The 11,432-nt window shown below is 61.6% G+C and carries 9 protein-coding genes and 3 tRNA genes; 4 read left to right on the plus strand and 8 right to left on the minus strand.

Features of this window, described 5'->3' with window-relative positions:
• Positions 1–41: 41 nt before the first annotated feature.
• The 4 genes from BZL41_RS03495 to BZL41_RS03510 all read right to left on the minus strand — a co-directional run bounded on the left by BZL41_RS03495 (position 42) and on the right by BZL41_RS03510 (position 819).
• Positions 42–404, minus strand: coding sequence for a hypothetical protein (locus tag BZL41_RS03495; protein ID WP_143518015.1), 363 nt, complete (start codon positions 402–404; stop codon positions 42–44).
• A gap of 172 nt (positions 405–576) precedes the next feature.
• Positions 577–652: transfer RNA gene (locus tag BZL41_RS03500), tRNA-Lys, on the minus strand.
• A gap of 5 nt (positions 653–657) precedes the next feature.
• Positions 658–734, minus strand: a tRNA-Pro gene (locus tag BZL41_RS03505).
• Between the two features lie 9 nt (positions 735–743).
• A tRNA-Asn gene (locus BZL41_RS03510) sits at positions 744–819 on the minus strand.
• A 206-nt stretch (positions 820–1,025) separates the two neighbouring features.
• On the opposite strand from BZL41_RS03510, the gene BZL41_RS03515 reads away from it, so the two are divergent.
• Together BZL41_RS03515 and BZL41_RS03520 are read left to right on the plus strand one after the other, a co-directional pair.
• On the plus strand, positions 1,026–3,305 hold the full coding sequence (locus BZL41_RS03515; RefSeq protein WP_095598015.1) for a DUF1631 domain-containing protein: 2,280 nt from the start codon (positions 1,026–1,028) through the stop codon (positions 3,303–3,305).
• 13 nt (positions 3,306–3,318) lie between these two features.
• Complete coding sequence (locus tag BZL41_RS03520) at positions 3,319–3,657, plus strand: PilZ domain-containing protein (RefSeq protein WP_095598016.1); 339 nt, start codon at positions 3,319–3,321, stop codon at positions 3,655–3,657.
• Between the two features lie 59 nt (positions 3,658–3,716).
• Here the strand turns inward: BZL41_RS03520 and clpB are convergent, their stop codons facing one another.
• The 3 genes from clpB to rluD form a co-directional block, all read right to left on the minus strand.
• Positions 3,717–6,281 (minus strand): ATP-dependent chaperone ClpB, encoded by a 2,565-nt coding sequence (gene clpB, locus BZL41_RS03525; RefSeq protein ID WP_095598017.1) that lies wholly within the window; start codon positions 6,279–6,281, stop codon positions 3,717–3,719.
• Positions 6,282–6,452: 171 nt separating this feature from the next.
• Positions 6,453–7,178, minus strand: coding sequence for a peptidoglycan editing factor PgeF (gene pgeF, locus BZL41_RS03530; RefSeq protein ID WP_095598018.1), 726 nt, complete (start codon positions 7,176–7,178; stop codon positions 6,453–6,455).
• Positions 7,178–8,149, minus strand: a complete 972-nt coding sequence (gene rluD, locus BZL41_RS03535) for a 23S rRNA pseudouridine(1911/1915/1917) synthase RluD (protein WP_095598019.1) — start codon at positions 8,147–8,149, stop codon at positions 7,178–7,180. Before rluD ends, pgeF begins: the two co-directional genes overlap by 1 nt.
• Positions 8,150–8,296: 147 nt before the next feature.
• On the opposite strand from rluD, the gene BZL41_RS03540 reads away from it, so the two are divergent.
• Complete coding sequence (locus tag BZL41_RS03540) at positions 8,297–9,313, plus strand: outer membrane protein assembly factor BamD (RefSeq protein WP_084339406.1); 1,017 nt, start codon at positions 8,297–8,299, stop codon at positions 9,311–9,313.
• A gap of 49 nt (positions 9,314–9,362) precedes the next feature.
• On the opposite strand, the gene BZL41_RS03545 is transcribed toward BZL41_RS03540, so the two are convergent.
• Positions 9,363–10,994: an NAD+ synthase gene (locus BZL41_RS03545; protein ID WP_095598020.1), complete on the minus strand. Its 1,632-nt coding sequence runs from the start codon at positions 10,992–10,994 to the stop codon at positions 9,363–9,365.
• A gap of 167 nt (positions 10,995–11,161) precedes the next feature.
• Here BZL41_RS03545 and BZL41_RS03550 point away from each other — a divergent pair, with 167 nt between their 5' ends.
• A complete protein-coding gene (locus BZL41_RS03550) occupies positions 11,162–11,398 on the plus strand; it encodes a PP0621 family protein (protein WP_095598021.1) in 237 nt (78 codons plus the stop codon).
• Positions 11,399–11,432: the final 34 nt, after the last annotated feature.

Here is an 11,432-nt window from a genome sequence, read left to right on the forward strand (position 1 = left end):
GGCGATCCGTACTGCGGTTCGCCGACATCTTCAGCAGAGCATCATTTATTCACGTCCACGGCGATCAGATCGGGCTCGTTGCGCGTGATCTTCAAGGACGTTCCTTCGAGCGATTTGGCTATAGCCTCTCGAATGCTCAGGCTTCCTTTCACAGCGGGTACCTGCACGCTAGCCGTCTCGGAGAGGTCGGTCTCGATGAAGCAACCCGTCGCATGGGCCAAATCCTGGGCACGCTCATCGAAACGCTGCGAAGGCGCCTCGTAATCCCGCAAGGCATCACACTTGCCAGATACCACCGTCGTTTTGTCCGCCGCGCTGGAAACCGGAGTGGTAGAGGGAACGCTGTCGTTGCAGGCAGCAATGGTCAACAAGCTGAAAGCGATCGCTATCCAACGCATCATCATGACCTGGAGGTTCAACTGGGCGTGGCAGTCTAGCAACCCGATCCGCCGGACAGATGTGAGATAGCCCCAAATAAACGCGCCACACACGGTGGATGGAAACCGAAGTCGTGGCACCATTTCAGCGAATGCCAGAAATGAAAAAGCCCACCTGATGAAGTGGGCTTCTTTGAAATGGTGGGTCGTGTAGGATTCGAACCTACGACCAATTGGTTAAAAGCCAACTGCTCTACCGACTGAGCTAACGACCCTGAGATGGTCGGGGTAGAGAGATTCGAACTCCCGACATCCTGCTCCCAAAGCAGGCGCGCTACCGGACTGCGCTATACCCCGCTTGGAAGTTGGCTCCGCGACCTGGACTCGAACCAGGGACCCAGTGATTAACAGTCACTTGCTCTACCGACTGAGCTATCGCGGAACGACGAGCCTTCCAATCTCTTCACTGGCCCGGCGTTACCGGATTCCCGTATCAGAGGCGCGCCATTTTACGGTTCCGCGCGCGCCTGTCAACCCTGAATTTCTTCTTCATACAATGCTTTGCAGTTCTCAGCACGGCTGTTATATCTGTGCGAAGTTTGCGCTCAGCCAGGACATGCCGAGCGCGAGGCTCAGCCAGGACCATCCATGAGCTCCCAAGGCACCCCACCCGAAATCCCCAGAACCGTCAGTACCCTGGCCAACCGTGTCATCCAACCGCGTTTCAGCGAGCTGGTACAGGGTTGCCGCAAGCTGGCGATGAATCACCTGGCCGAGCACCTCGATCTGGTGTTCAGCCATGCCGAAGACACACTGTTCGATTGCGCCGAGAAAGCCGAAAACAACCAGGTCCAGACCCTGTTCTTCGACAGCATGCGCGACATTCGCCAGCAATGGCCGCATATCGAACGCCTCTACCACCAGAGCATTGCCCGGCGCTTCGATGAGTTCATCGAAGGCCGCACCGCCTCGGAAATACCGGTCGATCTGGACGCCGAGCAGCTTGCGCTGGTGCAGAACGACGAGTACGAAGAAAGCCTGCAGGTCAGCAACATGGTCAGCCGGGTCAAGGCGCGGTGCGCACAGTCGCTTTTCGCCCTCGACCAGCGCCTGGCGGTCCTGAACGAGGGACGCAAGCTCGGCGAAGACAGCAATCCCTTCGGCCCCCTGGCGATCGCATCGTCGCTGCGCGAAGCGATGGCTCCCTGCGCCATGCACGTGAAGATCAAGACCATCCTTTATGTGCTCTTCGATCGCCTGTTGATGCAGAACCTCGACGGGCTCTACGAAGCCCTGAACGTGCGGCTGATCGAGGCCGGCATACTGCCGAACCTGAAATACACTGCACAGCGCTCGCCCACTCCGCTGGATAAGCCGACGAAAAAACCGGACGCCCCCTCCCCTTCGGCGACAACCGGCGCAAGTGCGCCCCCTCAGGACTTGAGCGCCCCGCCCCCCAGCAATCCGGGGGCGCTGTTCGGTGGTCTCACCGCCCTGCTGGATGATTACAGGCTGCACAAGACCGAAGCGCCGCTTCTGGGTGGCACGCCGAGTATCGATAGCTTCGCACCGCCCTCGGCCAAGCGGACCTACAGCGCCAGCGAACTGTTGGATGCGTTGAATCGCTTGCAGGGTCAGTCCGCCGAGGAGCTTGCCCAACGACTGCGGGAACCACAGAAAGTCGATCGTTTGAAGGCGGAACTTCATCAGCAACTGGAAAGCCGGAGCGATACGATCGGCCAAGGGAAAATGGCCTCGGAACAGGCCGACGTCATCGATCTGGTGGGCATGCTGTTCGATTTCATCCTCGACGATGACGAATTGGGCGATAGCTACAAGATTGCTCTGTCGCACCTGCATACCCCCTACCTGAAACTGGCTCTTCAGGATCGGAGCCTGTTCACCGAACACAGCCACCCCGCGCGCCGCCTGCTTAACAGTCTGGCTCAGGCAGCGGTCATCTATGGTGGCGATGGCGAAGACGGCGAATTGCTGAGCAAGGTGCACTGGGTGGTGGAGCGTGTGATCCAGCACTTCGAGGGTGACCTCGGGATATTCGAAAGTCTGCTCGACGAGTTCACGCTGTTCGTTGCCACTCTCAGGCACAAGGTGGAGCTTCGCGAGCGGCGCGCCATCGAGGCGGCGAAAGGCCGGGATAAGCTGCTCGATGCTCGCCGACAGGCTACCGACGTCATCGCCCGCATCCTCGCCGATCAGATGCCGCCTGACGCGATCCGCAGTTTTCTCGAACAGAGCTGGACCGATGTACTGGTTTTCATCCAACTGCGCCATGGCGAACAGAGCAGCGAATGGCGACGCGCAAGCGAAGTGGCCGAACATCTGGCCCGAAACGGCAGCCCGACCGATCACGAAAGCCAGGAAACCGTGCAAGGAACGCGGGAAGAATTACGCAAAGGGTTACAGCTGCTTGGCCATCACGAAGACGACATCAGCCGCCTGCTCAAGGGCTTGAGCATCGACCAGCAGCCCAGGAAGAGTGAGCAGCATAACCCAGTCATTCCGCCCGCCCCCGTTCAGGCGTCGTCGAAAGTCGCATCGGGTGTGGACACAAGTGTCGCCGCTGCGGTCGATGCCGGGACCGAAGGGATCGCGTTGGCCGGGCGCAGCCGGCAGTTGGCCGACGAACTCCAGCGCGTCGAATTCGGCACCTGGTTCGAATTTGGCGGAGAGCAGAAACGCATCCTGAAGTTGTCGTGGTTCAGCTCGACCACACAAAACTACATGTTCGTCGATCACAGCGGCCAACGTGCCGCCGTGAAATCCCTCGCGCAACTGGCCGGCGACATGGAGTCGGGCCTAGTGCGCATCCTGCCGACCGAACCGCCCAAACCCCTGATGGACCGTGCCCTGAACGTCATTTACCGCCTGCTGCAGCGCCTGACTGGCCGCAGAAGTGATTCCCGCTAGGAGCCCGCCGCCAATGGAAAAAGAGCGTCGCCAGCAAGAGCGCCAAACGGCCGAACCGCCTCTGGATGCCTTCGAGTTACATTCCGGACGCAATCTGGGCCGCGTGGTCGATCTCTCCACCGAGGGTTTCATGCTGTTCAGCGAAGAACTCCTGAATGCCGACTCGCTCTGGGAATTCCGCCTGGTTCCAACCCAGACGATCGAAGGTATCGAAGAAATCCGCCTCGGTGCCGATTGCCTCTGGCAGCGCCCCGGCGCCGATGGCCAGCACTGCTGGGCCGGCTTCCACATCATCGATTTGGCCGAAGAGCAGGCCCAAGCGCTCAAACGCCTGCTGAAAGGCCGCGGTTAGCTATCCGTAAACAAAAAGGCGATGGTCTCCCCATCGCCTTCACATTTCGCCTAAAGCTGTCAGGCAAAGACGATCTCGTCGCCCTCCACCTTTGCAGCGATGCTCGCACCCGGCTCGAATTTGCCAGCCAGGATCAACTGCGCCAACGGGTTTTCGATCCAGCGCTGAATCGCACGCTTCAACGGCCGTGCCCCGTATACCGGGTCGTAACCGACGGCAATCAGCTTGTCCAGGGCCTCGCCGGACAGATTCAGGCTCAGCTCCCGCTCGGCCAGCCGCTTGCGCAGACGTTGCAGCTGGATACCCGCAATTCCGGCGATCTGCTCGCGCGCCAGCGGTTCGAACACCACCACCTCGTCGATACGGTTGACGAACTCCGGACGGAAGTGGCTGCTGACCGCATCCATGACCGCCGCCCGCTGCGCCTCAGGGTCGCCGACCAGTTCCTGGATCTGTGCCGAGCCGAGGTTGGAGGTCATCACCACCACGGTATTGCGGAAGTCCACCGTGCGACCATGGCTATCGGTCAGGCGGCCGTCCTCGAGCACCTGCAAGAGGATGTTGAACACGTCCGGGTGGGCCTTTTCCACCTCGTCCAGCAACACCACCGAATAGGGCTTGCGGCGCACCGCTTCGGTCAGATAACCGCCCTCTTCGTAGCCGACATACCCCGGAGGCGCACCGATCAACCGCGCCACGGAGTGCTTCTCCATGAACTCGGACATATCGATGCGCACCAGCGCCTCTTCCGTATCGAAGAGGAACTCGGCCAGCGCCTTGCACAATTCGGTCTTACCCACCCCGGTCGGACCGAGGAAGAGGAAGGACCCGCTCGGCCGGTTCGGGTCTGCCAGACCGGCACGGGAGCGCCGCACGGCGTTGGCCACGGCAACCACCGCTTCGTGCTGCCCGATCACGCGCTGGTGCAGCATGTCTTCCATTTTCAGCAGCTTTTCGCGCTCGCCTTCGAGCATCTTGGCAACCGGAATACCAGTCCACTTGGAAACCACCTCGGCGATTTCCTCGTCGGTCACCTTGTTGCGCAGCAACTGGTTCTCCGCCTTGCCGTGCTGGTCGACCATTTGCAGGCTGCGTTCCAGATCTGGAATCACGCCGTACTGCAGCTCCGCCATACGGTTCAGGTCGCCCTTGCGCCGCGCGGCCTCCAGTTCGGTCTTGGCCTGCTCGATCTTCTGCTGGATCTGTGCCGAGCCCTGTACCTCGGCCTTTTCCGACTTCCAGATTTCCTCGAGATCGGCGTATTCCTTCTCCAGCTTCGCGATGTCCTCTTCCAGCTTGGCCAGACGCTTGCGGGTCGCTTCGTCCTCCTCTTTTTTCAGCGCTTCGCGTTCGATCTTCAACTGGATCAACCGACGTTCCAGGCGATCGAGCTCTTCCGGCTTGGAGTCGATCTCCATGCGGATACGGCTGGCCGCCTCGTCGATCAGGTCAATAGCCTTGTCCGGCAACTGGCGGTCGGTGATGTAGCGATGGCTGAGCTTGGCGGCGGCGATGATCGCGCCGTCCGTGATGGTCACCCCGTGGTGCACCTCGTAGCGCTCCTTGAGGCCGCGCAGGATGGCAATGGTGTCCTCCTCGCTCGGTTCGTCCACCAGTACCTTCTGGAAGCGCCGCTCGAGCGCCGCGTCCTTCTCGATGTACTGGCGATACTCATCCAGGGTGGTGGCGCCTACGCAATGCAACTCGCCCCGCGCCAGCGCCGGCTTGAGCATGTTACCGGCATCCATGGCACCCTCGGCCTTGCCCGCGCCGACCATGGTATGCAGTTCGTCGATGAACAGGATGACGCGTCCTTCCTGCTTGGCCAGCTCATTGAGCACGGCTTTCAGACGCTCCTCGAATTCGCCGCGGAATTTGGCGCCGGCGATCAAGGCCCCCATGTCCAGGGACAGCAGGCGCTTGTCCTTCAGGCCATCCGGCACCTCGCCGTTGACGATGCGCTGGGCCAACCCTTCGACGATGGCCGTCTTGCCGACGCCGGGCTCGCCGATCAATACCGGATTGTTCTTGGTGCGGCGTTGCAGAACCTGGACGGTCCGGCGGATTTCGTCGTCGCGACCGATCACCGGGTCGAGCTTGCCCTCCTCGGCGCGCTTGGTCAGGTCGACGGTGTATTTATCCAGCGCCTGGCGGGACTCCTCGGCGTTGGGGTCGTTCACCGCCTGACCACCCCGCAGGTTGGCGATAGCGTTTTCCAGCGCCTTCTTCGATACCCCCTGCCCCAGCAACAGCTTGCCCAGACGGGTGTTCTCGTCCATCGCCGCAAGCAGCACCAGCTCACTGGAAATGAACTGATCGCCCTTCTGTTGGGCCAGCCGGTCGGCCTGGTTGAGCAGGCGTGCCAGATCCTGGGACAGGTTGATGTCGCCGGTGGGGTTCTGGATCTTCGGAAGCCGGTCGAGTTCCTGGGTCAGGGCCTGACGCAGGCCATTGATGTCGAAACCCACCTGCATCAGCAGAGGCTTGATCGAACCGCCCTGCTGATCAAGCAGCGCCTGCATGAGGTGCAACGGCTCGATCGCCGGATGGTCGAGACCGACGGCCAGGGACTGGGCGTCGGAGAGTGCAAGCTGCAGCTTGCTGGTCAATCGGTCGATTCGCATGAAGTCATCCTTCCGGTTGGGAGCAGGCCGGCGCGATGAGCACGCCTGGTGACGAAAAACCTGCCGAGATGAACGCTAGATAAGGACGATTCTGGTCGATTCAAGGCTCAGGTCTTTGACCCGGATCAGCCTTGGGTGTTGCAGGTAAGGAGGACAGGCCGGCCCGAAGGGCTATTCCAGCCAGATGAGAGAAGCAAACCGCCCGGTACGAGCGCTACGTCGATATGAAAAGAAACGCGGGTCGTTAAACGTGCACCAGCCACCACCGTATACGGCTGTCACCCCACGGTCAGCCAGACGAATCCGGGCGAGCTGGTAGATATCCGCCATGTAGCGGCCCTGATTGACGCTGGGACGAAACGCCGAGTCGGCTTGCGCATGGCTGTGGACGAACGCATCGCGGACTTCCGGCCCAACCTCGAACGCTGCGGGGCCAATGGCCGGACCGAGCCAGACCAATACCTCGTCGGCCGGTACGGCCAGCGCATCCAGCGTCGCTTCCAGTACGCCGCCAGCCAATCCGCGCCACCCGGCATGGGCAGCCGCCACACGATCGCCGGAGCGATGGCAGAACAGCGCCGGCAGGCAATCGGCGGTCAGGATCACGCAGGCAATGCCTGGCGTATCGGTCCAACTGGCATCGGCCTCGTCCACTCGATGGGGATCGGCCTTGGTGACTTGGATGCCATGCACCTGACGCAACCAGGCGGGCTGGCATTCCAGACTGCGTATCAGCCGGGCCCGGTTGTCGGCGACCGCCGCAGGCACGTCGTCCACGTGATCGCCAAGGTTGAAGGTGTCGAACGGCCGCTGGCTGACTCCACCTTCCCGCGTGGTGACGCAAGCCCTGACGCCAGCGGGGGCCGGCCAATCCGGGATCAACCAGTCTGCGCCCATCAGACGAAAGAGTCCTGATCCTGCCGCAGCAGCGTCAGCAGCCAGACGAAGTCATCCGGCAACGGCGACTCCCAACGCATGCGCTCGCCGGTCAGCGGATGGTCCAGCTCGAGAAAGCGTGCATGCAGGGCCTGACGGGGGAAATCCTTCAGCGCCTGGACCAGCGTCTGGCTGGCTGCCGGTGGGATGCGGAAACGGCCACCGTAAACGGGGTCGCCCACCAATGGGAAGCCGATGTGGCTCATGTGCACGCGGATCTGGTGAGTCCTGCCGGTTTCCAGCTTGATCCGGGTGTGAGTATGCGAGCGGAAGCGCTCCAACACACGGTAATGACTTACAGCCGGCTTGCCGCCTTCGACGACGGCCATGCGCTGGCGTTGTTGGCCATGCCGGCCAATAGGAGCATCGATCTTGCCGCCGGCCGTGATCACGCCGATAACGATGGCCTCATAGATCCGGCTGACGCTGCGCTTTTGTAGCTGTTCGACCAGGCGGGTCTGCGCCTGTAGTGTCTTGGCCACCACCATGAGGCCAGTGGTGTCCTTGTCGAGGCGATGGACGATGCCGGCACGCGGCACGTTGATCAGGTCCGGGACATGATGCAGCAAGGCATTGAGCAACGTGCCATCGGCATGGCCCGCCGCAGGGTGAACGACCAGCCCGGCGGGCTTGTCGAGCACCAGCAACTGGTCGTCCTCATAGACGATGTTCAGCTCGATGTCCTGCGCCACCCATTCGCCCTGGGCTTCCTGCTCGGCATTCAGTTCGAGCAGCGAGCCGCCATGGACGATATCGCGGGGACGCAGCACCTCGCCATCCACCGTCAGCCGGCCGTCCTTGATCCACGCAGCCAGCCGCGACCGGGAATGTTCGGAGAAAAGTTGAGCCGCGATCTGATCGAGACGTTGACCGCCCAGTTCGGACGGTACCTCGGCACGGAGTTGGATGGCCTGATCGGTATTTGAGGACATGCTCGGAAACGGCGGGGGAGCGGCCTTTGGTTCGGCTACTCGCTTGTGGTTAAATACGGCTTCTTTTGTCCCGGGAGTTCCGGGGCGCCCATCATAACAGGACGGCTCCGCGCACGACAGCCAGCCGTCACAGGGACGCAAGCCGCCATGCAAGTGAAACACCTGCTGCTGATCGCCATCCTCGCCCTTACCGCCGCCTGTTCATCCAACGAAGTGGTCGACGAGAACCTGAGCGAGACGGAGCTGTACCAGCAAGCGCAGGCCGACCTGGACAGCAAGAGCTACACCAGCGCGATCAGCAAGCTCAAGGCGCTCGAATCTCGCTATCCGTTCGGCCGTTATGCCGAGCAGGCCCAGCTCGAACTGATCTACGCCTATTACAAGAACGTCGAGCCGGAGGCCGCCAAGGCCGCGGCCGAGCGCTTCATCCGCCTGCACCCGCAGCATCCCAGCGTCGATTATGCCTACTACCTGAAAGGCCTCGCGTCTTTCGACCAGGACCGTGGCCTGCTGGCCCGCTTCCTTCCGCTGGACATGACCAAGCGCGACCCGGGTGCGGCCCGCGACTCGTTCAACGAATTCGCCCAACTCACCAGCCGTTATCCCAACAGCCGTTACGCCCCCGACGCGAAAGCGCGGATGATCTACCTGCGTAACCTGCTGGCGGCCTACGAAATTCACGTTGCCCACTATTACCTGAAGCGCCAGGCCTACGTGGCCGCTGCCAATCGTGGCCGTTATGTCGTGGAAAACTTCCAGGAGACCCCATCGGTCGGTGACGGCCTGGCGGTCATGGTGGAAGCCTATCAGCGCCTGGGCCTGAACGACCTGGCCGCGACCAGTCTGGAAACCCTGAAGCTGAACTACCCGGATCACCCCAACCTCGAGGACGGCCAGTTCGTTCCCCGCGAGGAAGAAGCCGACAATCGCTCCTGGCTGGCCAAGGCCACGCTGGGCCTGATCGAGAGCGACACCCCGCTGCCGCCCGGCCAGACACGCGCCAGCCAGGACGTCATCCGTCAGTACGAAGATGCCGAAGAACAGATTCCGGACGAACTGAAGCCGGAGAATCAGGACGAAGCGCGCGAGGATGCACGCGAAGCCGAAGGCAACGACGACGACCGCTCCTGGTGGAGCTACATGACCTTCGGCCTGTTCGATTAATCGGGCCAGATCGAAAAAGGGAGGCCTCGGCCTCCCTTTTTCATATCTGTCAGTCGCCCAACCGCCATCCCGACGTAATCGGATAGCGACGGTCGCGACCGAAGCCACGCTGGGTAATTCGTACCCCTACCGCTGCCTGACGCCGCTTGTATTCGTTCAAGTCCACCAGACGCAGCACCCGATTGACCGTATCGGCATCGAAGCCCTCGGCGATGATCGCGTTGGCGGACAGGTCGTACTCGATATACAGCTTGAGAATTTCATCCAGCACCGGGTACGGCGGAAGCGAATCCTCGTCCTTCTGATCCGGCGCCAGTTCGGCTGATGGCGGGCGATCGATAACCCGCTGCGGAATCACCTGTCCCAGTCCGTTGCGGTATTCGCAGAGGCGAAAGACCAGCGTCTTGGGCACATCCTTCAACACATCGAATCCGCCGGCCATGTCGCCATACAGCGTCGCATACCCCACCGCCATTTCGCTCTTGTTTCCGGTGGTCAGCACCAGATAGCCCTTCTTGTTGGAGATGGCCATCAACAAAGTGCCACGGCAGCGCGCCTGGAGATTTTCTTCCGTGGTGTCCCGTCCCAGGCCTTCGAATACTGGCGCCAGGGTGCCCATGAACGCCTCGACCATCGGGGCGATCGGCAGCACACGGTAGGTCACGCCCAGCGCCTTGGCCTCGGCCTCGGCATCCTCCAGGCTCATCTGAGCGGTATATCGGTAAGGCATCATCACCGCTTCGACGTGTTCCGCTCCCAGCGCATCCACCGCAACCGCCAGGGTCAACGCCGAATCGATACCACCGGAAAGGCCCAGCACCACGCCCTTGAAACCATTCTTCCGAACGTAGTCCCGCACCCCCATGACCAAGGCGCCATAGACACTGGCCTCCAACTCAGGCAGCGGTGAACAGCTGGCTTGGCGCGGGAGCAACCGATCGCCGTCGCACCGGAAATCGACTGGATACAGCTCCTCGGCAAAAGCAGGCGCGCGCTGGCAGACCGCTCCGTCGGCATCGACGACACAACTGCCTCCGTCGAACACCAACTCATCCTGACCGCCGACCTGATTGACGTACAGGATCGGCATTCCACCTTCTTTCGCCCGCTCGGCCAGCATCTCCTCTCGCTCGCGCTGCTTGTCCAGGTGGAACGGCGATGCGTTCAGACTCAGCATCAGCTTGGCACCGGCCTGCCTGGCTTGCGCCATCGGCTCCGGAAACCAGATGTCCTCGCAGATAGACAACGCCACCGGCACGCCTTTGATGTCCAGCACGCACGGTTGATCGCCAGCGACGAAATAACGCTTCTCGTCGAACACACGGTAATTGGGCAAGTGCTGTTTGTAATAGGTGGCCAGCAATTCGCCGTCGGCGATCACTCCGCAGGCGTTGTAACGCTGCTCCCCGTCCAGCCAAGGGTAACCGACCACAAGATAAATGCCGCTCACCGCCGTCTTGAGCCGCTGCAACCCTTGCTCGATACGCAACTGCATGCTCGAGCGCAGCAGCAGATCCTCCGGCGGGTACCCACACAGCGCCAGCTCGGGGAAGACAATGACGTCAGCCTCCCGCTGATCGCGCGCGATACAGGCGGCCTCGATGATGCGCTCGACATTGCCATGCACATCACCCACGCGCAGATTCAGTTGGGCCATGACGACCCGCAGGGTTTGGCTCATGCTCGCCTCCAGAAATCCGGGTAACGCCAGAATTCGGCAGTCACCATGAAAAAACCCATTCTCCCGCATCGGCCTCTGCGGAAACAACGCACAGCCGTTACGTTGCCGGCTGTGCTGGCGCGGCGAGCTTGGCTAAACTGCGAGGCTTTGGACAAGAAGAGACTCCCATGGGCCTGTTTCGCCTTCTGTTCTGGATTGCCGTCATCGCTGCAGCCATCTGGCTCTGGCGGCGCATCAACCGCCCCCGCCCGGCTCACCGGGACAGCTCTGCCACCGACAAACCCATGGTCCGCTGCGCCCAGTGCGGCATACACCTGCCTCGCGAGCATGCCCTGAACCAGGGCGAACGCTGGTATTGCAGCCAAGCCCACCTGGAACAAGGCTCTACCGACGGTGAGCGCTGATACTCTGGCGCTGAGTGGCCAACAGGGCCGCCGA

The sequence above is a fragment of the Pseudomonas sp. PIC25 genome, from assembly GCF_002286785.1.
Taxonomy (GTDB): domain Bacteria; phylum Pseudomonadota; class Gammaproteobacteria; order Pseudomonadales; family Pseudomonadaceae; genus Pseudomonas_M.

Bases quoted from the DNA above. Each gene is read 5' to 3' on its own strand.
- BZL41_RS03495 (WP_143518015.1), bottom strand. From the start codon at position 404: ATGATGATGCGTTGGATAGCGATCGCTTTCAGCTTGTTGACCATTGCT.
- BZL41_RS03515 (WP_095598015.1), top strand. From the start codon at position 1,026: ATGAGCTCCCAAGGCACCCCACCCGAAATCCCCAGAACCGTCAGTACC.
- BZL41_RS03520 (WP_095598016.1), top strand. From the start codon at position 3,319: ATGGAAAAAGAGCGTCGCCAGCAAGAGCGCCAAACGGCCGAACCGCCT.
- clpB (WP_095598017.1), bottom strand. From the start codon at position 6,281: ATGCGAATCGACCGATTGACCAGCAAGCTGCAGCTTGCACTCTCCGAC.
- pgeF (WP_095598018.1), bottom strand. From the start codon at position 7,178: ATGGGCGCAGACTGGTTGATCCCGGATTGGCCGGCCCCCGCTGGCGTC.
- rluD (WP_095598019.1), bottom strand. From the start codon at position 8,149: ATGTCCTCAAATACCGATCAGGCCATCCAACTCCGTGCCGAGGTACCG.
- BZL41_RS03540 (WP_084339406.1), top strand. From the start codon at position 8,297: ATGCAAGTGAAACACCTGCTGCTGATCGCCATCCTCGCCCTTACCGCC.
- BZL41_RS03545 (WP_095598020.1), bottom strand. From the start codon at position 10,994: ATGAGCCAAACCCTGCGGGTCGTCATGGCCCAACTGAATCTGCGCGTG.
- BZL41_RS03550 (WP_095598021.1), top strand. From the start codon at position 11,162: ATGGGCCTGTTTCGCCTTCTGTTCTGGATTGCCGTCATCGCTGCAGCC.